Source organism: Pseudoalteromonas sp. XI10 (genome assembly GCF_001469895.1).
In the GTDB taxonomy this organism is placed as follows: Bacteria; Pseudomonadota; Gammaproteobacteria; order Enterobacterales; family Alteromonadaceae; genus Pseudoalteromonas.
On record NZ_LOPY01000060.1, the window covers coordinates 163,790 to 185,359 of the forward strand.

The window sequence follows — 21,570 nt, forward strand, 5'->3', positions numbered from 1 at the left end:
TTGCTACCTTATTCAATAATATCGCCACGGAGCAGGTATTTACATACCGCTACAGTGCTCACAAAGCCAAGCATGGCGATTAATAATGCGGCTTCAAAATATAAATCGGTGCCCATGCTCATGCCATAAAGAATAATTAAAGCAATGGTATTTATGAACATAGTATCTAAAGCCAATATACGATCAGGTACCGACGGCCCAACAATTAAACGCCATAGGTTTAACAATAAAGATATGGCGATCATTGCAAAAACAATTAGAAAAACGGTATCTAGCATCGAAAAATCTCCTTAAGCGGTGCTTCGTAGCGCTGCTTAATAGTATTAATTAACGCTTGTTCATCAGCTAAATCAAGTACATGAATCAATAAGTAGCGCTGCTGAATTTCTTCGCCCTCTTCGAGTGACTCAGGAATAGGATAAACCTCTGCGCTCACAGTACCCGGTGTTAAAGATACTGTGCTTGCCAAAATAGTGATTGGCATTTCATGGCTTAAATCCAATGGTACTTTGATAAAACCTGGGCGTAACTTTTTCGTTGGTCCAAGGATCAACAGAGCAACTTGTAAGTTAGCAGTCACAATATCGTACAGCACTAACAATAAGTGCCTAAACGCAAGACCTGGCCTTACAATAAGAGGCTGTGGATCACGAAATGGGAATGTGATCCACGGAATAGTAATAGCAAAAAATGCAGCTAAAAACAGATGTCCTGGCGACACACTATTATTTAACAACAGCCATACAATGAATAATAAAACACTGCGAAATGGTGTTGGCAACCAACGAAAGCGAGCTTCTAAACGCATTATTGGCCTCCTTGTAATACAGCGTTGATGCTAGTATTGATATCAAACAACTGCTCTGACGTTGCTAACATATAGTCTGAAATCGGTCCTGCAAATACAACCATTAATGGTGAACACGCAAGTAATGCAACTACAGCTATCACTTTAACAGGGTGTGCTTTGGTGCCTTCAATTGCTTCACTGTCTTTATGGGTGTGATCCCAAAATAAGCTGGTACCGGCTCGTGAAACCGCCACTAATAACGCTAAACTCGAAACTAGATATATTGGCCAAAACAACATGGCTTTTTCGCTATCTAGCGTGCTCTTTAAAATCCATACCTTGCCGACAAAGCCAGATAACGGTGGCATACCCACAACAGCAAGCGCAGCCACTACAAAACAAGTACCAAGTAAATATGGCTGTGCAACGGCGCGCCCTGCAACTAACCGGTCAGCAACTTTACCACGTTGCTGAGCAATTAAATCCGCAATTAAGAATAGTGCAGCGCAAATAATGGTTGAATGCACTAAGTAGTAAAGTAATGCAGCTGTTGCAGAGATATTTTGAATCGCAACCAATGCCACTAAAGTACCTACAGATACAACAACCAGATTCGCAATAAGCTTTCTAAAATCTTGACTTGCTAACACACCAATACCACCCATCACTATGGTCGCAAGTGCTAAGCCCCATAACCAAGGCTGTGCCATATGAGCAAGCTCACCAGCATTATCACCAAATATTACGGTATACACGCGCAGCATGGCATACACACCGACCTTGGTCATAATCGCGAATAATGCAGCAACTAATGGCATTGCACTGGCGTAGGTATTCGGTAGCCATAAATGTAACGGTAATAACGCGCCTTTTAACGCAAAAACCACGATTAACAGCAGGCCACCAATTTTGGCAAGGTAAACATCATCGCCCGTCAGCTGTGGTACTTTTTGCGCTAAATCAGCAATGTTCAATGTGCCTAGCACACCATAAAGTACACCCAGCGCAATTAAGAATACGCTTGAACCAATCAGGTTTAAAATGACGTACTGCAGTGCAGCACGAGTGCTTTGTTTGTTGCCGGCATGCATCAATAATGAATACGAAGCAATCAATAGCACTTCAAAAAATACAAACAGGTTAAATACATCGCCAGTTAAAAAGGCGCCATTTACGCCTAACACTAAAAAGTGCACTAACGGATGGAAAAAGCTCCCTTTTTTATCATCACCTGCACAGCTATAAAGCACGACAACCGCACCAAGGAAACTGGTAAGTAGCACCAGTAGCGTTGCTAGCCTATCGGCAACCAGCACAATACCAAATGGTGCAGACCAATCACCAATTGCATAAACAAGCGGTGCAGTACTATTTACGTGAAATAATAAATAAGCGCTGACCAATAGTGTGACAATCGACAAAATAACCGACGAAACACGACGAATATGTAAGTTTTTACCACATGGCGGCATGAGTAAAATAACCCCTGCCAACATCGGAATTAAAATTGGTAAAGAAGCTAAATGCTGAATCATTTTTGCTCCTTCGATGATTTAACAAGGTGGCCATCAACATGGTCATTACCCAAGTCTGCACGACCACGAATCGCTAAAATAACCACAAAAGCGGTCATCGCAAAGCCAATTACAATGGCTGTTAAAACCAGCGCTTGAGGGAGTGGATCGGCATACTCACTGCCTGTACCAAGTACAGCGGCTTTGTTAATAGTTAAGCGACCTGAAGAGAATAAAAACAGGTTAACTGCATACGACAACATAGTCAGGCCGAGTACCACTGGGAAGGTACGAGCCCGCAATATTAAGTAAATTCCGCATGCAACCAGCACGCCGACGCATGATGCGTACAATACTTCCATTAAATATTTACCTCTTGCTTGGGTGTATCAGCAGTTAATTTACCTAAACTTGCTAAAATCATCAGCGTTGCACCTACAACAGTTAAATACACACCTAAATCAAATACGATAGCACTAGCAAGTTCTGTCTTGCCGACTAGCGGAATATCAAAATAATCAAACCAGGTTGTTAGGAATGGACGTTCGAAGAACCAACTTCCAAGACCTGTAAACAATGCAATAGCAATACCTGACGCAATAATCTTACGATAATTCACGTCAAATCTGTCTGCAATCCAGTGCGAACCATTAGCCATATATTGCAAAATAAATGCAATCGCGGTAACTAGCCCTGCAATAAAGCCACCACCTGGTAAGTTATGACCACGTAAGAAAATATACGCAGACACAAGTAATGCCAGTGGTAACAAGCTTTGTGAAATACTCGACAGTAGAATTGGGTAACGCTCTCTTGCCCATGGGCGCCCTTCACTATCACTTGCTGGCATAAACAGCGGCAAGTTAATAAGAAGCTTATAAATACCTAATGCAGCAATACCTAGTACGGTAATTTCACCTAAGGTATCAAAACCCCTAAAGTCAACGAGGATTACGTTTACAACGTTAGTACCACCACCGCCAGTCTTTGCATTGGCAACAAAGAAGTCAGAAATTGACTCAAGTGGTCTTGTCAGAAGCGCATAACAAATACTCGCCACAACCACACCAATTGCCGATGAGATACCTAGGTCACGCAGAATACGCAGTGAGCTTGATTCTTTCGGAGTACGCTGTGGTAAAAAGAACAGTGCAAGCATCAGTAGCATTACGGTGACAACTTCAACCGTTAACTGAGTCAGCGCTAAATCTGGCGCCGAGAATCGAGTAAATGCAACAGATACCATCAGGCCTACGATTGAAATCATAATCAAAGATATCATTCGTGAACGGTGCCAAATAACCGTTGCCAGCGCACCAATTATTAGTAAGCCAGCACCAATAGCATTATGGAAATCGATTGGCGTTAACTCACTTGCTCCTGCTAACTGGCGCATTTCAAATAAAGGCCAGCCCGCACACATAAGCACCACAGCAATCATCACAAAGGCATAACGCTGTAACGAGCCATTTTCGATTCGTTTAATCTTTTCTTGTGACCACTTAATTAAGCTATATAAGCCACGCTCAAAGCCTTTTTTAGCATTCAGAGTTGGCAATGAAGCTTGGAAGTGGAACAGGTGCTTACGCTGCACATAAATCATCACACCCACGCTTGTTGCAATAAAGCTCATCAACAGAGGTAAATTAAAGCCATGCCATACAGATAGCTTATAATCAGGAGCAGCATCGCCAAGCACTGCATAAGACGCCGAAGCTAAAATATCACTTACTGCGAAGTGCGGGAACATACCGACGAGTAAACACAGCACAACCAAAATTTCGATTGGTACACGCATATAGCGTGGTGGCTCATGGGGCTGTTTTGGCAAATCGATTGGGTCGCCGTTAAAAAACACGTCGTGAATAAAGCGCGCTGAATACGCGACAGAGAGTGCACCAGCAATAGTCGCTAACACTGGAATTAACCAAGACATAGAGCCAAGCACTTGCTGATGTAGTGTTTCGGCAAAGAACATTTCTTTCGACAAGAAACCATTTAACAGTGGCACGCCCGCCATAGCTGCAGCTGCCACCATAGCAAGTGTAGCGGTATACGGTATAAATCGCCACATACCATTAAGTTTACGCATGTCACGGGTGCCAGTTTCATGGTCAATGATACCCGTTGCCATAAATAACGACGCTTTAAAGGTTGCGTGGTTAATAATGTGGAAGATAGCAGCCACTGTAGCAAGCTCAGTGTCTAAACCAAGCAGTAAGGTAATTAAACCTAAATGGCTGATTGTTGAATACGCCAGTAAGCCTTTTAAATCATGCTTAAATAACGCGATATATGCGCCAACCAATAAAGTCGCCAGACCCGTCATTGCCACTAAGATAAACCATGTATCTGTACCTGAAAGCGCAGGATAAAAACGCGCTAATAAAAAGATACCTGCTTTAACCATGGTTGCAGAGTGTAGGTAGGCACTGACTGGTGTCGGTGCCGCCATCGCATGTGGTAACCAAAAATGAAATGGAAATTGTGCAGATTTAGTAAATGCACCTAGTAGCACTAATACCAGCGCAGCTTCATAAAGTGCATGAGATTGAATAAGCGCTTTGCTTGCTAAAATCACATCAAGATTATAGCTACCAACAATATCACCAATTAGTAATAAACCAGCTAGTAACGCAAGACCACCGGCACCAGTAATAGCAAGTGCCATACGCGCGCCTTTGCGAGCTTCTGACTTATGCCACCAATAGCTAATCAATAAGAACGAGCTAATACTGGTGAGCTCCCAGAAAAACCACAGCTGGATCACATTATTCGACATCACGATGCCGACCATTGCGGTCATAAATAGCATTAAATAGCAGTATAGCTTTGGCATTGAGTCGCTACTACTCAAGTAATAACGCGCATAAAAAATCACCAGGGTACCAATACCCAAGATCATATATAGAAAAAGTAACGTTAAACCATCAAGTCGAAACGAGACTTGCATGTTTAAAAGAGGGATCCACTCAGCAGTGTAGCGAATTGTTTCACCAGAAAAGACTGCAGGGGTATACGAAAATACAATTCCAAGGGCAATCAAAGGCGCTAACATGGTCAAAGCAGTGCTTTGGTTACGTGTTAGTTTTGAAGTGCAGGATGAAATAACACTGCCGATTAAGGATAACAGGGGTATCCAGAGCAAAGTCATAATTAGGAGCCTTTTAGTGTCATAAGAATATCAATACCGCTCTAGTTTTAATTAGTTGCGTACTGTTCATTTGGATGGTTAAAAGTTGGCTTCAAAAAAAGCTTACAATGCGTATAGTTATACTGATCAGGTGCTATTTTGTCTATAGGAGACACACCTATTCGCACAACATTTAACCACTTCGCATACTAAAATAGCAATAAATAGACGATTAGTCAGAAAAATTCTGCTCTTTGGAAGCTGTTGTAAACACTGGCTTTAAGCCTAAAAAGGCAAAATATTCAGAAAACCGAATCGGCTTTGTTAAGGGCTGGTTAATTTGTTTTAGCCAAAGTTCTCGATATTGATCAGACAGGCTCATAGTTTGGTACTGCATAATCGACCAATTAGGGCTTGGTTTATAGGCTAGCTGATTGCTACAAGCGATACTTTTTTGCCAGCCTTTTGGTGGGGATACCTTATTTGCAATAAACAGATTTGGCGCAACCAGCCCCTGTTGCTTACATAGCCACTGTTGTTTTTGATCTGCTAAAACATATTCATCTTCAAAGCCATTAAAATGCATTAGCTCATGTAAAAATACCGCGTAAGATTGCGATGAATTGATATGCATAATCCCGCCAAGCACATTAGCAGCCCCTCGCTTTGACATCATGACAATAAAGTCAAAACCTTCAGGCCACGGATGCGCTGCCGCATTTTGCCAGTTACACTTAAGCGCCCCACTACTATCATCACAACTAAACTTATCAGCAACATAAACAACGTCAGTAAAACAAAAGCTGCCTTTTGCAGGCTCAGGCGCTTTACTGTATTGCTGCTTATACTGCTTTAAAGTATCAATGCCCTTGTAATGATCTGTCATCATTAAAACATTAAATTGGCACTGACTGCTTGCTTGTATACTTGATGTTGATAAGGCTAATTGCTGTTGCTGCGCATAAGCTGGGTCAATTTGAGCTGGCGGCATTTGTTGCTGCAACAGCCAAGCTTGCTTGGCATTTCCCTTAGGTAACTTACCAGCTTTACCTAGGTAACTTATATCGAGCCACTGGTTTGCTCTGACTAGCTGCTCCGCTAAGGTTTGTTGCTGAGCTGAATTGAATTTAGCAAAGTAAGGCTGCCACCATAATTTTGCTGCAGTGTAATCTTGTTGCTGCAAAAATCTGAGCGCAAGCTGATACGCCGCATTACTATCATTAAGCGTTGCTAACTGACGAAGCTGTGAGTTACTCAGCACTAAATGCTGCAAATTAATGGCGCTGGGTGCCAAATGATAGATAGCTGTTGCTTGTGAAGGAATAGTTTTTGCGTAATAAGCGTAAGCGGGAATAAAACGAGACACTGAGCTTGATACAAAACCCAAGCTCAGTACTAGAATAACAGTAAAAAAAACCTTAGCTTGCGTTTTCACCAGCCATTAACTCAAGCTCTAAGCGGGCATATTTGTATTCAACAAACTCATGCACATTGGTGGCAAGGGCAAGTCTAAAGTAATCGGCAGCAAGATAGTTATCACCCGCCGCTTGATGCATCTTCGCTAGGTAGAAATAAGCTTCGCATAAGCGGTGCGCATACTCTTGCTCTGAAGTTACACCTTCAATAATGCCAGATAAAAACTCAAACTCACTGATGTCACCTAAATAAAGTGCCAACAGTTGGTAACCCCATTGAGACTCATCAACCCCCTGCGAGTTAGCTTTTAAATCAATTAAGGCCTGCGCTTTATCAGCTTCTGATTGAGCTAAATAAAGCCATAGCACACGGTAAGGGTCGCTTGGCGAACGATTTAAAAACTGCTGTAAATCATCTTGTGCAAGTGATGGACGGTCACCATAGTAAAGGGCAATACCACGATTTAAATAGGCATACTCATGCTGCTCGTTAAGCTCAAGCGCCGAATCAAAAAACTCATAAGCTTGTTCATACTGCTGCATTAGTGTGTGATGAATGCCTAAGAAGTTATACACTTCTGCTAGGTCTGGTTTAAGCTTAATCGCACGGTTAAAGTCAATACGCGCCAAGGTCGACATACCTAAGCTGTCAAATAATACACCGCGATCGTAATAAAGTTTGGCTTGTTGCTCGGCACTTAAATCAGCACGGTTTAGTAGTTCAGAATAGCGAGCAATCGTAATTTCGTTACGAAAATCAGGTGCTAATGGTGCAGTAAAAGGCACATTAACAATAGGGACTGACTCAGGTTGTGAAGTTGTTTGACATGCACTTAAAGAAAAAATAGCCACAGCGGTCAATGCTAAGTGTTTAAAAATCATTAAATTCCTTAATACCTGAATTCTCTGTAGACAAAGGCGAAGCGGATAGGTTTCATTAAAGCATAAAAAAAGGGGCTAAACAGCCCCTTTTTCTTATATCCAGCAAATAACTGGTTATTCAATCATCATTAAGCGTCTTTAGACTCTTCTGCTTTTTCTTCAGCAGCTGGTTCCATTGCTTCTTTGATGCTTAGACGTACACGACCTTGGCGATCTACTTCAAGAACTTTAACTTTAACTTCTTGGCCTTCGCTTAGGTGGTCAGTTACGTTGTTAACACGCTCTGTGCTGATTTGTGAAATGTGCACTAGACCGTCTTTACCCGGAAGGATATTAACGAACGCACCAAAATCAACGATACGTACAACTTTACCAGTGTAGATAGTACCGACTTCTAGTTCAGCAGTTAATTGCTCGATACGCTTGATTGCATCGTTTGCGCTGATGCCGTCAGTTGCAGCGATCTTGATTGTACCGTCATCTTCGATTTCGATCGTTGTGCCAGTTTCTTCAGTAAGTTGACGGATAGTTGCGCCACCTTTACCGATAACTTCAGCAATTTTCTTCGCAGGGATTTGCATTGTGTAGATGCGTGGTGCGAATTGAGATAACTCTTCAGAAGGTGCTGCAATCGCCTCGTCCATAACACCTAAGATGTGTAGACGTGCTGCTTTCGCTTGTTTAAGAGCGATTTGCATGATTTCTTTAGTGATACCTTCGATCTTGATATCCATTTGTAGTGCAGTGATACCGTTTGAAGTACCCGCTACTTTAAAGTCCATGTCACCTAAGTGATCTTCATCACCTAAGATATCTGAAAGAACAACGAAATCGTCGCCTTCTTTAACTAGACCCATCGCGATACCAGCAACAGATGCTTTGATTGGTACACCTGCGTTCATAAGTGCTAGTGACGTACCACATACTGATGCCATAGACGATGAACCGTTTGATTCAGTGATTTCTGAAACAACACGGATTGAGTATGGGAAGTCAGTAAGTGTAGGTAGTACCGCAGCAATACCACGCTTAGCTAGGTTACCGTGACCAATTTCACGACGCTTCGGAGAGCCTACAAAACCTGTTTCACCTACGCAGAACGGAGGGAAGTTGTAATGAAGCATGAAGTGATGCTTGTTAGTACCTGTTAAGTCGTCGATTAACTGTGAATCACGCTCAGTACCAAGCGTTGCAGTTACAAGTGCTTGCGTCTCACCACGCGTGAAGATTGCAGAACCGTGAGTACGTGGTAAAACACCTGTCATTACGTCTAGTGCACGAACCATATCTGGTTCACGACCATCGATACGTTTTTCACCAGCGATGATACGGCCACGAACGATTTCTTTTTCTAAAGAACCGAATAGTTTGCCAACTTCTTGCGTATCTAGCTCTTCGCCTTCAGCAAGTTCAGCTGTTAATGTAGCAACAACTTCTTCTTTCGCTGCACCTAGTGCTTCTTTACGCGCTACTTTGTCAGTGATGCGGTATGCTTCACCTACTTTATCAGCAGCAATTGCAGAGATTTTCTCAGCAAGTGTTACGTTTTTCTCTGGTGCAGTCCAATCCCAAGCTGGTTTACCAGCTTCAGCTTTGAACTCGTTGATTGCGTTGATGATAGCTTGAGATTGCTCATGACCATAAACAACCGCACCTAACATTACGTCTTCAGATAGTGTTTCAGCTTCTGATTCAACCATAAGTACTGCGTTATCAGTACCAGCAACAACTAGGTCTAATTGGCTTTCTTCAAGCTCAGCTAGTGTTGGGTTAAGTACGTATTCACCGTTGATGAAACCAACACGTGATGCACCGATAGGACCATTGAATGGAATACCAGAGATAGCAAGTGCTGCTGAAGTACCAATCATAGCAACCATGTCAGGTTGGATTTCTGGGTTAACAGAAACAACTGTCGCGATTACTTGTACTTCGTTTACGAAACCGTCTGGGAAAAGTGGACGGATTGGACGGTCGATTAGACGAGCGATAAGTGTTTCGCCATCGTTAGGACGACCTTCACGCTTAAGGAAACCACCAGGGATACGACCCGCAGCGTACATACGCTCTTGGTAGTTAACTGTTAGTGGGAAGAAGTCTTGACCTGGTTGTGCATCACGCTTACCAACAACAGTAACTAATACTGAAGTATCGCCAATGCTTGCTAGTACTGCGCCGTCTGCTTGACGAGCGATTGCACCAGTTTCTAGAGTCACTGTGTGTTGACCTAGTTGAAATTCTTTAATAATTGCTTGCACTTAAAAATGTCCTTTAAATGTAAAAGCAACTCAGAGCTGTGCTCCGAATTGGTAAAAAATAGTCCATCAAAGTACCAATTACAGTACTTAATTGTGCTTATGAAAACACGATTAAGTACTACAATTGGCAATGATGTTTTTTGATATCTAAGCAGTATCCACTACCTAGGTGTGCGCTAGTATACCTTTCATGCGCGCACAAAAAAAGGGGCTAAATAGCCCCTTTTCTCGTAATCTAGTTCTTAGCGACGTAGGCCAAGCTCTTGGATTAACGCAGTGTAACGTGCAATGTCTTTACCTTTAAGGTAGTCAAGCAGTTTACGGCGTTGGCTTACTTTGCGAAGAAGACCACGACGTGAGTGGAAGTCGTGCTTGTGGCTAGCAAAGTGACCTTGAAGCTTGTTGATATCGAAAGTTAGAAGTGCAACTTGTACTTCAGGTGAACCAGTGTCGCCTTCAGCGCGTGCAAATTTAGCGATGATTTCAACTTTTTCTTGATTGCTTAGTGACATAGTAACTCCAAAAATTAATTTAAATTGTGTTTTAGCCGATCACTAATTCAGCCAAAACGATTGAGCGGGGCGTATTCTACCCAGCTTTGCTAATAACTACAAGGTAATCTTTACTCAGGCAGTTGATTTGATAAGCCACGCTTTGATTTTAAATGACCGTCTTTATGACGCTCACCGGTACCAATGAACACCCCATCAGCCATTACCTTTACCACACCATCTGGTACAGGCTTACCAATCACGACTGTTTGACCATGACTAAATGCCACGCCCTGCTCTTGAGTAATCTCAATCACAGGTAAATCAACCAAAGCAGTATCCATTGGCAATAGTAGCTCATCTAGGTAGCTTGAAGGCGCAACATCGTCTGCTTTTGCTTGCTGTAGCTTTTCTTCAAGTTGCTCAAGAGTGACCATTTTCTCACTTGGGTAATGGCCAACTGCACTGCGATGTAACATGATGACATGCGCACCACAGCCAAGCTTTTCACCTAAGTCGTCAACAATAGTACGAATATAAGTGCCTTTAGACACATGTGCCGTCATTTGTACTTCGTTATTAGCTTCATCAAACTCATCAAGCGTTAAACTAAATACATTAATTTTTCGACACTTACGCGGCACTTCGATACCTTCGCGGGCATATTTATACAAAGGCTGACCTTGGTATTTTAGCGCAGAGTACATCGAAGGGTATTGATCCGACTCACCTAAGAAACTGGCAATTTGCTCAGCTAATTGTTCACGGGTGACCGATACGTCGCGCGTTTCAACCACTTCACCATCTGAATCAGAGGTCGTGGTTCGCTCACCAAGTTTGGCGCGTACAACATAGGTTTTGTCAGTATCAAGCAAGAACTGGGTAAACTTAGTCGCTTCACCAAAACAAATAGGCAGCATACCCGTCGCGAGCGGATCAAGCGCACCGGTGTGGCCTGCTTTTTGAGCAAAGTAAATTCCCTTTGCTTGCTGCAATGCTTTGTTTGATGAAATACCTTGCGGCTTATTAAGTAATAAGATGCCGTCAATAGCACGACCTTTACTGCGTCTAGCCATTAGTCTTTAGTGCCTTCTTCGCTGTCATCTTCGTCTACATGCTTGGCATTGTCTTCACGAATAACTGAGTCAACCAAGTTTGAAATACGCATACCTTCCATAAGCGAGTTATCGATCACAAAACGTAACTCAGGCATGATGCGCGCACGAATACGTTTACCTAATAAAGAACGAATATAACCCGTTGCTTCATTTAAGATTTTAGCGCTTTGCTTGGCTTTATCTTCATCATCAGTATTAAACACTGTGATAAATACTTTTGCGTAAGATAAGTCGCGAGATACCTCAACCGCAGACACTGTCACCATGCCTAAGCGTGGATCTTTGATTTCGCGTTGAAGAATAACAGCAATCTCTTTTTGAATTTGCTGTGCAACACGATCAGTGCGAGAAAATTCTCTCATTTCATTTCACTCTAAAATAATAACTTATTGATGTTAAAGAATAAGTTAATTTAATTACGAATACACAAATGGGGGCTAGGCCCCCATTTAAAGCAATAACTTAAACGAAATTAAAGTGAACGTTGTACTTCAACCGTCTCGAATACCTCGATTTGGTCGCCAACTTTAACATCGTTGTAGTTCTTAACGCCGATACCACATTCCATACCGTTACGAACTTCTTGTACGTCATCTTTAAAGCGACGTAGTGACTCAAGTTCACCTTCATAGATAACCACGTTATCACGAAGTACACGGATAGGCGCGCTACGCTTAACGATACCTTCAGTAACCATACAACCTGCGATTGCACCAATCTTAGGTGACTTGAACACGTCACGAACTTCAGCAAGACCAATGATCTCTTGCTTGAATTCTGGTGCAAGCATACCTGACATCGCTTGTTTAACTTCTTCAATCAGGCTGTAGATTACGCTGTAGTAACGTAAATCTAGGTTTTCTGACTCAATTACTTTACGAGCTGATGCATCAGCACGTACGTTAAAGCCAACAACGATTGCGTTAGACGCCGCTGCAAGAGTTGCATCAGTTTCAGTGATACCACCTACACCTGAACCAACAATCTTCACTTTAACTTCATCAGTAGAAAGCTTAGTTAATGAATCAGCAATTGCTTCAATTGAACCTTGTACGTCAGCTTTAAGAACGATGTTAACTTCTGATACATCGCCTTCAGCCATGTTCGTAAACATGTTTTCAAGCTTCGCTTTTTGTTGACGAGCAAGCTTCACTTCACGGAACTTACCTTGACGGTAAAGTGCTACTTCACGCGCTTTACGCTCATCTTTAACTACTGTTGCTTCATCACCAGCAGCAGGGATACCAGATAGACCTAAAATCTCAACTGGGATAGATGGACCCGCAGACTTGATGTCTTTACCGTTCTCATCTTTCATCGCACGTACACGGCCATATTCAAGACCACAAAGTACGATATCACCTTGGTTAAGCGTACCAGACTGAACTAGGATTGACGCAACTGGACCACGACCTTTATCTAGACGCGATTCAATTACAACACCTGCAGCCATACCTTCAGCTGGTGCAGTTAGCTCAAGTAGCTCAGCTTGCATTAATACCGCTTCAAGTAGGTCATCAATACCTAAACCTGTTTTCGCAGAGATGTGTACAAACTGTGTTTCACCACCCCACTCTTCTGGGATAACGTCTAATTGTGCCAGCTCGTTCTTAACGCGATCAGGGTCGATGCCTTCTTTATCCATTTTGTTTACTGCGATGATTAAAGGAACGCCTGCAGCACGCGCGTGCTGAACCGCTTCTTTAGTCTGTGGCATTACACCATCATCCGCAGCAACTACTAGGATTACGATATCCGTTGCTTTAGCACCACGTGCACGCATTGATGTAAACGCGGCGTGGCCTGGAGTATCTAAGAAAGTAATCATGTTGCCATTCGTTTCAACGTGGTATGCACCAATGTGCTGAGTAATACCACCGGCCTCACCAGAAGCAACTTTTGCTGAACGAATGTAGTCAAGTGTTGACGTTTTACCGTGGTCAACGTGACCCATTACTGTTACAACCGGTGCACGAGGAATCGCTTTACCTTCTTCGCTACGGTCGTTTAGAACTTTCTCTTCTAATTCGTTTTCTTTAACGATAATAACCTTGTGACCCATTTCTTCAGCAACAAGCTGCGCTGTTTCTTGGTCAATCACTTGGTTGATGGTAACCATGTCACCCATCTTCATCATCGTTTTAACAACTTCAGCACCTTTAACTGCCATGCGTGATGCAAGCTCAGCAACAGTGATTGTTTCACTGATACGAACTTCGTTTTTCACGTCAGCCGTTGGTTTTTGGAAACCATGTTGTAAAGACGTTGGTGCTTTAAGCTTGCCTTTCTTACCTTTAGGACCGGCAGCGTGTTTATCTTTTTGAGGTCCTTTTTTCTTTTTCTTACGACGAGCGCTATTCTCTTCACGTGCATCAGATTCATCTTCTGCTTCACGTGCGTAAGTTGAAGTCGTAAGGTGGTGATCAGCATTTTCTTCACGCTGCTTACGCTCTTCTTCTTCCTTTTTCCAGCGAGCTTCATTTTCTTCAGCTAGCTTTCTTGCCTCTTCTGCTTGACGTTTCGCTTCTTCTTCAGCTTTTCTCAATGCGGCCTCTTCTGCTTCTTTTTGCAGACGCTCAGCTTCGGCGCGATCTTGTTCAGACTTAGCACTTTGCTCTGGGGTCATCTGCTTCTGTTTCGCTTTACGCTCAGCTTCAGCTTTACGTTTAGCCTCTTCTTTGGCTTTACGCTCAGCTTCTTCTTTCGCTTTGCGCTCTGCCTCTTGTTTCGCTTTAAGCTCCTCAGCTTCTTGCTGGGCTTTAAGCTCTGCTGCTTTACGTGCAGCTTCTTCTGCAGCTAAACGCTCTTCTTCTTGCTGTTGCTCAATGGCGCTTTTCTTAACGTAAGTACGTGTTTTACGTACTTCAACTTGCACAGACTTCGCTTTACCTGTAGAGCCAGTTACGCTTAGCGTACTTTTGCTTTTACGTTGCAAAGTCATGCGAGCTGGGCCTTCTGAGCCCGTGCCGCCGTGCTGCTTGCTCAAGTGATCTAATAACGTCGACTTTTCAGACTCAGTTACCATATCACCTGCTTTTTTAGAAATACCGGCTTGTTCTAGCTGCTGTAGTAATTTATCAACAGTTGTACCAATATCTCCGGCTAGTTTTTCAACATTTACTTCTGCCATAGTGTGTAATACCTCCGTTAATAAATTACTCGTCTGCGAACCAACAAATGTTACGCGCAGCCATAATCAGCTTGCCAGCTTCTTCTTCTGAAAGTTCAGTGATGTCTACTAACTCATCAATGCCTTGCTCAGCTAAGTCTTCTAGTGTTATTACACCTTTACTTGCCATAACAAATGCAAGGTGACGCTCTAAGCCTTCAAGCGCTAGTAGGTCTTCTGCAGGTTCTGCACCTTCTAGGCTTTCTTCAGTTTTAAGCGCTTTCGTTGTTAATGCGTCTTTTGCACGTGAACGTAAGATATCAACTGTTTCTTCATCTAAACCGTCGATTTCTAAGAATTCTGATGCCGGTACGTAAGCCACTTCTTCAAGTGTTGAGAAACCTTCGTTGATAAGTAATGTTGCAAACTCATCATCAATATCTAGGTATTCAGTGAATAAGTTGATTAGCTTATCTGATTCAGCTTCGTTCTTCGCACGCATGTCATCAACTGTCATTACGTTTAATTCCCAACCAGTTAACTGGCTAGCAAGACGAACGTTTTGACCATTACGACCGATTGCTTGTGCTAGGTTATCTGCTTCAACAGCGATATCCATTGAATGTGTATCTTCGTCCATTACGATTGACGCAACTTCTGCTGGCGCCATTGCATTGATAACGAATTGCGCTGGGTTGTCATCGTAAAGAACGATATCAACACGCTCACCACCAAGCTCAGTTGAAACTGCTTGTACACGTGCACCACGCATACCAACACACGCACCTACTGGGTCGATACGTTTGTCGTTAGATTTTACCGCGATTTTTGCACGAGAACCTGGATCACGTGCAGCTGCACGTAGTTCAATCATCTCTTCGCCAATCTCTGGCACCTCAATGCGGAAAAGTTCCATTAGCATTTCTGGCTTAGAACGCGTTACAAATAACTGCGCGCCACGTGCTTCTGGCTTAACTTCGTAAAGAAGACCACGGATACGGTCACCTGGACGGAAGTTTTCACGCGGTAACATATCATCACGGTAGATAACCGCTTCAGCATTGTTACCAAGGTCAAGTACGATTGCGTCACGGGTTGCTTTTTTAACAACACCTGTTACTAATTCGCCTTGTTGATCTTTGTATTCTTCAACCACTAATGCACGCTCAGCTTCACGTACTTTTTGTACGATAACTTGCTTAGCCATTTGTGTTGTAATACGGTCAAACTTGATTGACTCTATTTGTTCTTCAACGTAATCACCTAATTGTAGGCTTTCGTCTTCAACCTGAGCCGCTTCAAGTGTGATTTCGCTGTAAGGGTTTTCTAAAGAACCATCTTCAAGAACTTCAGCAATCTTCCAACGACGGAACGTGTCGTAATCACCTGTTTTACGGTCGATTGATACGCGAACTTCAATTTCGCCATCGTGTTTTTTCTTTGTTGCAGTCGCTAATGCGAACTCTAACGCTTCAAAAATCTTTTCTTTTGGAACCGCTTTCTCATTGGAGACGGCTTCAGCAACCAATAATATTTCTTTTGCCATGGGTTATGCCTCGCTTGCCCTATTCCTTCGCACTCGAATTAAAACTTTGCGATGATGTTCGCACGTTCAATGTTACTAAGCATAATCATATGCTCAGCGCCATCTGCTGAAAGTGTGATCATATCACTGCTAACTGATACTAAATCGCCTTTAAAGTTACGACGACCATCTTGCGGAAGCTTTGTACGCACGCGTACTTCTTCTCCTTGCGCCTTCTCGTAGTGATCTTGTTTGAATAATGGACGATCAACACCAGGAGACGAAACTTCCAAATCATATTCATTTGTAATTGGGTCTTCGACATCTAAAATTGCGCTAACTTGACGACTAACGTCGGCACAATTGTCAACCGTAATCCCTGCATCGTGATCGATATAAACACGTAATGTAGAGTGGCGACCAGCTTGCACAAACTCAAGACCATGTAACTCAAAGCCTAACATTTCAACGGCCGGTGAGAGCATGGCTACTAAATCTTGCTCAAGTTTTGTCACGAAAATCCTCCATACAAACAAAAAAAGGGCATATAGCCCTGAAATACTGAGTTTAATAATGATTTAAAATCACCGCCAAGCAGATACAACAACGCCCCGAACCAAGCGGGGCGTCACACCTAAAGCATAAAACTGTGTGGCCTAGGGCCAAGCTTGGTTGCGAGTAAGTCACCTGACTAAATTAAACTAGATAGCCTAAACGCAAAACGCGCATTACCAGAATGCGCGACTTCATACAGTAAAAATTACTGTGCATACTAAGTACACTTACAATGCCTTAGCATGTATTTGGTTGCGGGAGCCGGATTTGAACCGACGACCTTCGGGTTATGAGCCCGACGAGCTACCAGGCTGCTCCATCCCGCGCCAATAGATATTAAAAGTAACTTAATATCATTTAATCGAGTGCTAAACACCTCAATTCAATGGCGGCTATTATAAGCATGTAGCGCTCAATTAGCAACCTTCCTACATGAATTAGTTAGACTATTTTTTGCCTAAAATTTTTATGACAGCCTTGTCATAAAATTTCCCATAACTGAAAATTCTCGTCTATATTTAGTCATATAATAAGAACAACCTATAGCTTTGGCTATTAAGCGATTTACTATGAGTCTATCTTCATTTCAAAAAAGACTGTTACTACAAGATATTGAATTGCTAAAACCGGATTTTCATCAGTTTACAAGCGCATATCATCGCAGTCTTAGTGCTCGTCAATTAACCATGACAGTGCCTGAGCAAGAAAGCATAACTAAGCGGAGCTATATTCTTTACTGTGCGCTCAACAAAGTAGTAAGTCACCTCGATGACTTACAGCAAGTCACGCCGTTTATTCATTATTTAGCGAATAACTTGAGCTTTTTAAACGTGTCATTTGAGGATATCGATACCCTTTGCGAAGCCTTTATTGATACTCGCAAGTCGTATATTCATCACATTAGTACGCAATTACATCAAGCTTGGCTGCAAGCTACGAGAATATTTGCCAACATCGTAAAAAGTTACTTGTTTGCTTATTCAAATGTGGTGTCGTTTAGCGCTTATTGCCCAGCACGCTTAAGCTCATAGCTTGGTCAATTCGCTGTTGAGCCTATCTATTTGTTTTTGTTCTATGGCGATTAAGGTGTTAAAACGACTCGTTAAAGCTGTCATTTTGTCAGCTAGTGCGTTATCGCTATTCGCATCAGCTAAATTACGAGGGCGGCTACTTAGTTGTTGCTCAAGCTCTGACATTTGCATGTTTAACTCACTTTGATAGGTATCAATTTTATTTTCATGCTCTGAAATTTTACGCATAATTTGTTTTGAGCGAATAAAACTAGCAACCTCATTATTAGCAACCGTATTTGCAGATGAAGTTAAACTGTATTTTTCAGCCGTGAGTCTATCAATACTGCGCTGCTCACTGTCGATAAGCACGCCGTAACGCTCAGATACTGCGGTCATTTGTTTGGCGATTGCAGCTTGTTTTTTAGCCCCCACTAAGTTACGTAGCTGAGCATCTGATTGCTCAGATAAAGCCACTATTTCCCTGTTCATTTTAAGCTTGAATGTGTCAATTTTATTGTTATGTTCTGCTATTTGCGCATCGATTTGCTTTAAGCGGATATAACGGTCGACCTCTGCGGTATCTTTACCAACTGATGCTTGTACAGCATTATCTGACGCGCCCGAAAGGTGTGGATTTTGTTCTTTAATGGTAATCAACTTTGCATCTTTGCCACAGGGCTGTTGGCTAAATTCAGCAACACCGTTTTTCTCACAGTGATAAACAGTGCTGTGGGCCAAAGGGCAAACTAACAGGCTTATAAATAGTAAATGTAAGTTAATTTTCATCTCGACCCTTCCTTAGTAATGACTCATTAAAAATGCCACTAATGTACCTTTTATAGACTATATTTATCGATCTATCTTTGTGATTGCTTCGTAGTTACCTAAATTACTTGCTGCAAAGGCTATTAGAAGTGCAATACACCACCTTAAGATTTATTTTTGGCGATCAACTTAATGCAAGCCACAGCTGGTTTAAAGAAAAATCACAACCAGACACGCTTTATATCATCGCCGAATTAAAACAAGAAACCAACTACGTAAAGCACCACCTGCAAAAAGTGGTCGCCTTCTTTGCTGCAATGGAAAACTTTGCTAATGCACTGACAAAAGCGAATTTAAACTGCCTGCATCTGACACTCGATGACACACAAGGTGATGACTCACTACCAGAGCTACTGACCCGGTTAGCTAAGCATTATCAGTGCCAAAATATTGAGTACCAATACCCAGACGAATACCGCCTTAAAAAGCAACTTGCAGACTTTTCACAGCAGAGCGAATTTAATGTCAATGCAGTTGATTCGGAACATTTTCTACTACCTTTTAATGATATTGACCAGCACTTTAAGCCAAATAAGCCGGTAAAAATGGAGTTTTTTTATCGTGCTATGCGCAAACGTTTTAATATTTTAATGGACGATGATAACCAACCTCGTGGTGGCAAATGGAATTTTGATCAACAAAATAGAAACAAGTTAAAACCGAACGATCTTAAAGAAATTCCAGAACCTTTGTGTTTCGGTCACGATGTTAGCCACATCCTTAAACGAATAGAAAAGCACAAAGTAAGCACCTTCGGTGACTGCAGCGAAACGTTAATTTGGCCAACCACTCGCGCTGAAGCAAAGCAGTTACTCGATTTTTTTTGCGACCATTTACTGGTTCATTTTGGTCAGTTTCAAGACGCCATGACATGCCAGTCCCAGTACCAATGGTCTTTGTATCACAGCCGTTTATCGTTTGCCCTTAATACTAAAATGCTGCACCCGATGCAGGTCATCGAGCAAGTGTTAACTAGCTTTGATAAGCAACCTATTGATATTGCGCAAGTTGAAGGTTTTATCAGGCAAATTCTCGGTTGGCGCGAGTATGTACGTGGTATTTATTGGCAAAATATGCCTGATTACGCCAGCAAAAATGCCTTAAATGCAAAGCGTGCCCTACCCGACTATTTTTGGCATGGCAAAACAAACATGAATTGTATGCACCATGCCATTACACAAAGCCTGCAGACAGCTTATGCACACCACATACAACGTTTGATGATCACGGGTAACTTTTGCTTATTAACCGCTATTGAGCCAAGTGAAGTAGATGAATGGTATTTAGGTATTTATATCGACGCCATAGAATGGGTAGAAATGCCCAACACTCGGGGAATGAGCCAATTTGCTGACGGGGGATTAATTGCCACTAAGCCCTATGCAGCCAGTGGAAATTACATCAACAAAATGAGTGATTACTGCAAACATTGTAGCTACAACATTAAAGAAAAAGCCACTGAGGATGCTTGCCCATTCAACAGCCTATATTGGCATTTTATGTTAGAGCACGAACAACGGCTTTCACAAAACCCACGTATCGGTATGATTTATAACAACTGGTATAAACAGGATGAATCTGTACAGCAAGCCACTCTCAAACGGGCTAACTGGTGCTTGGATAATTTAGAAAAGCTTTAACAACAAAAAAGCCACCTCAAATGAGGCGGCAAAACTAACTAGGGGAAACAATGCTGTTGGTAATTACTGGTTTTCGAGTAATTTACCATTACCGATTTCAATTTTACGTGGTTTTAAAGCTTCTGGAATTTCACGCTCTAAATCGATGCTTAGTAAGCCATTTTCAAGGTCCGCACCAAGCACTTTAACGTGGTCACCTAATTGGAATTTACGCTCAAAGTTACGCTCTGCAATGCCTTGGTGAATGAACTTACGTTCAGCATTATCTTGTTTATCAGCTTTAGTACCGCTGACTTTCAATGTGTTGTTTTCTGACTCAATGGTCAATTCACTGTCACTAAAACCGGCTACAGCCATAGTGATACGGTATTTGTCTTTATCGAGTGCTTCGATGTTGTACGGAGGAAAACTTGGCTGCTTGTCAGTGCGAGCTGCCGCATCCATTAATGATGCTAAATGATCGAAACCGATGAATGAACGATAAAGTGGTGATAAGTCTACTGTACGCATAATTATATCCTCATATTTAAGCGATATTTTGTTAGTACTCTTCTATTGAACCAGTGCTAACAAAGTTAAATTAATACTATATATTTCAATTACTTTAGTTTGTTTGGGACCCATCAGGCGTCCTCACTAAACTATTTATGGGCGGGTAAAATCTTTTCAAGATTTTTAGCAAAAAAAATTGCAATTTTTTTAAAATAATTGAAATTTTACCCCCCTCAAACTGGTCTGAATAAGTTGATTTTAAAGGGCTAACAACGTACAAAATAACAATGAAAAAAAATCCAACTTTTTTAAAAAAATTTATCAGTGTGCTAAAAAATGTCGTGTTAATGGCAGTCGTTGTGTATGCCGTGACCGCATTTCAGCAACGTAATTTACTCTCAACTGATAAAACTCCTGCCCCCTATTTTAATTTAGCTACGCTAAAAGACCCGACAGAGCGGATGACCATTGCACAATTACAAGGAAAGCAAACAGTGGTGTATTTCTTTGCGCCTTGGTGCTCAATTTGTCGTTACAGTATGCCAAATTTAGAAAAGGCTCATCAGCAAGGTAAGTTAAATGCCATAGCAATTGCCCTCGATTACCAAAATATTGCTGAAGTTAAACAGTTTACTGATTCACTCGAATTAACAATGCCGGTGTTACTAGGCAGTAAAAGTACAGGCCAAGATTATAAAATCAGTGCCTACCCAACTTATTATGTTATTGATGAGCAGTTGGCAATTACTGCGCATTCTATGGGTTACTCAACAGAACTTGGCCTCAGGATGCGCACACTTGATTAGCTCA

General features: G+C 42.1%; 19 protein-coding genes and 1 tRNA gene. 3 read left to right on the forward strand and 17 right to left on the reverse strand.

What is annotated here, in order from left to right:
- Positions 1-8: 8 nt before the first annotated feature.
- From AUR67_RS18280 to AUR67_RS18350, 15 genes are all read right to left on the reverse strand, one after another.
- Complete coding sequence (locus AUR67_RS18280) at positions 9-278, reverse strand: K+/H+ antiporter subunit F (RefSeq protein WP_054553164.1); 270 nt, start codon at positions 276-278, stop codon at positions 9-11.
- Positions 272-808: a Na+/H+ antiporter subunit E gene (locus AUR67_RS18285; protein ID WP_054553165.1), complete on the reverse strand. Its 537-nt coding sequence runs from the start codon at positions 806-808 to the stop codon at positions 272-274. The genes AUR67_RS18280 and AUR67_RS18285 overlap by 7 nt, the downstream gene beginning before the upstream one ends.
- Positions 808-2,325 (reverse strand): monovalent cation/H+ antiporter subunit D, encoded by a 1,518-nt coding sequence (locus AUR67_RS18290; protein ID WP_058586315.1) that lies wholly within the window; start codon positions 2,323-2,325, stop codon positions 808-810. Before AUR67_RS18290 ends, AUR67_RS18285 begins: the two co-directional genes overlap by 1 nt.
- Positions 2,322-2,666, reverse strand: coding sequence for a Na+/H+ antiporter subunit C (locus AUR67_RS18295; RefSeq protein ID WP_054553167.1), 345 nt, complete (start codon positions 2,664-2,666; stop codon positions 2,322-2,324). The genes AUR67_RS18290 and AUR67_RS18295 overlap by 4 nt, the downstream gene beginning before the upstream one ends.
- Entirely contained in the window at positions 2,666-5,458 is a 2,793-nt protein-coding gene (locus AUR67_RS18300) for a monovalent cation/H+ antiporter subunit A (RefSeq protein ID WP_058586316.1), read from the reverse strand. Before AUR67_RS18300 ends, AUR67_RS18295 begins: the two co-directional genes overlap by 1 nt.
- 211 nt (positions 5,459-5,669) lie before the next feature.
- Positions 5,670-6,824 (reverse strand): hypothetical protein, encoded by a 1,155-nt coding sequence (locus tag AUR67_RS18305; RefSeq protein ID WP_161936945.1) that lies wholly within the window; start codon positions 6,822-6,824, stop codon positions 5,670-5,672.
- Positions 6,825-6,855: 31 nt separating this feature from the next.
- Positions 6,856-7,734, reverse strand: a complete 879-nt coding sequence (nlpI, locus tag AUR67_RS18310) for a lipoprotein NlpI (protein ID WP_055021724.1) — start codon at positions 7,732-7,734, stop codon at positions 6,856-6,858.
- Positions 7,735-7,862: 128 nt separating this feature from the next.
- Positions 7,863-9,992: a polyribonucleotide nucleotidyltransferase gene (gene pnp, locus AUR67_RS18315; RefSeq protein WP_054562096.1), complete on the reverse strand. Its 2,130-nt coding sequence runs from the start codon at positions 9,990-9,992 to the stop codon at positions 7,863-7,865.
- 242 nt (positions 9,993-10,234) lie between these two features.
- The gene (gene rpsO / locus AUR67_RS18320; RefSeq protein ID WP_054553172.1) at positions 10,235-10,504 is read right to left on the reverse strand and encodes a 30S ribosomal protein S15; all 270 of its coding nucleotides are present in this window, start codon (positions 10,502-10,504) and stop codon (positions 10,235-10,237) included.
- 110 nt (positions 10,505-10,614) lie between these two features.
- Complete coding sequence (truB, locus tag AUR67_RS18325; RefSeq protein WP_054553173.1) at positions 10,615-11,559, reverse strand: tRNA pseudouridine(55) synthase TruB; 945 nt, start codon at positions 11,557-11,559, stop codon at positions 10,615-10,617.
- Complete coding sequence (gene rbfA / locus AUR67_RS18330; RefSeq protein WP_054553174.1) at positions 11,559-11,963, reverse strand: 30S ribosome-binding factor RbfA; 405 nt, start codon at positions 11,961-11,963, stop codon at positions 11,559-11,561. Before rbfA ends, truB begins: the two co-directional genes overlap by 1 nt.
- Positions 11,964-12,073: 110 nt before the next feature.
- The gene (gene infB / locus AUR67_RS18335) at positions 12,074-14,731 is read right to left on the reverse strand and encodes a translation initiation factor IF-2 (RefSeq protein WP_058586318.1); all 2,658 of its coding nucleotides are present in this window, start codon (positions 14,729-14,731) and stop codon (positions 12,074-12,076) included.
- A 25-nt stretch (positions 14,732-14,756) separates the two neighbouring features.
- Positions 14,757-16,256 (reverse strand): transcription termination factor NusA, encoded by a 1,500-nt coding sequence (gene nusA / locus AUR67_RS18340; protein ID WP_058586319.1) that lies wholly within the window; start codon positions 16,254-16,256, stop codon positions 14,757-14,759.
- Positions 16,257-16,294: 38 nt separating this feature from the next.
- Complete coding sequence (gene rimP / locus AUR67_RS18345; RefSeq protein ID WP_054562099.1) at positions 16,295-16,750, reverse strand: ribosome maturation factor RimP; 456 nt, start codon at positions 16,748-16,750, stop codon at positions 16,295-16,297.
- A gap of 289 nt (positions 16,751-17,039) precedes the next feature.
- Positions 17,040-17,116, reverse strand: a tRNA-Met gene (locus AUR67_RS18350).
- Positions 17,117-17,359: 243 nt separating this feature from the next.
- Here AUR67_RS18350 and AUR67_RS18355 point away from each other — a divergent pair.
- On the forward strand, positions 17,360-17,821 hold the full coding sequence (locus tag AUR67_RS18355; RefSeq protein WP_058586320.1) for a globin: 462 nt from the start codon (positions 17,360-17,362) through the stop codon (positions 17,819-17,821).
- Here AUR67_RS18355 and AUR67_RS18360 read toward each other — a convergent pair.
- Entirely contained in the window at positions 17,816-18,589 is a 774-nt protein-coding gene (locus AUR67_RS18360) for a DUF4124 domain-containing protein (protein WP_058586321.1), read from the reverse strand. The genes AUR67_RS18355 and AUR67_RS18360 overlap by 6 nt on opposite strands.
- A 128-nt stretch (positions 18,590-18,717) precedes the next feature.
- On the opposite strand from AUR67_RS18360, the gene AUR67_RS18365 reads away from it, so the two are divergent.
- Positions 18,718-20,268, forward strand: coding sequence for a cryptochrome/photolyase family protein (locus AUR67_RS18365; protein ID WP_235591858.1), 1,551 nt, complete (start codon positions 18,718-18,720; stop codon positions 20,266-20,268).
- A gap of 63 nt (positions 20,269-20,331) precedes the next feature.
- On the opposite strand, the gene AUR67_RS18370 is transcribed toward AUR67_RS18365, so the two are convergent.
- Positions 20,332-20,778 (reverse strand): Hsp20 family protein, encoded by a 447-nt coding sequence (locus AUR67_RS18370; protein ID WP_058586322.1) that lies wholly within the window; start codon positions 20,776-20,778, stop codon positions 20,332-20,334.
- Positions 20,779-21,047: 269 nt separating this feature from the next.
- On the opposite strand from AUR67_RS18370, the gene AUR67_RS18375 reads away from it, so the two are divergent.
- Positions 21,048-21,566, forward strand: coding sequence for a TlpA family protein disulfide reductase (locus AUR67_RS18375; RefSeq protein WP_058586323.1), 519 nt, complete (start codon positions 21,048-21,050; stop codon positions 21,564-21,566).
- The last annotated feature ends 4 nt before the right edge of the window (positions 21,567-21,570 follow it).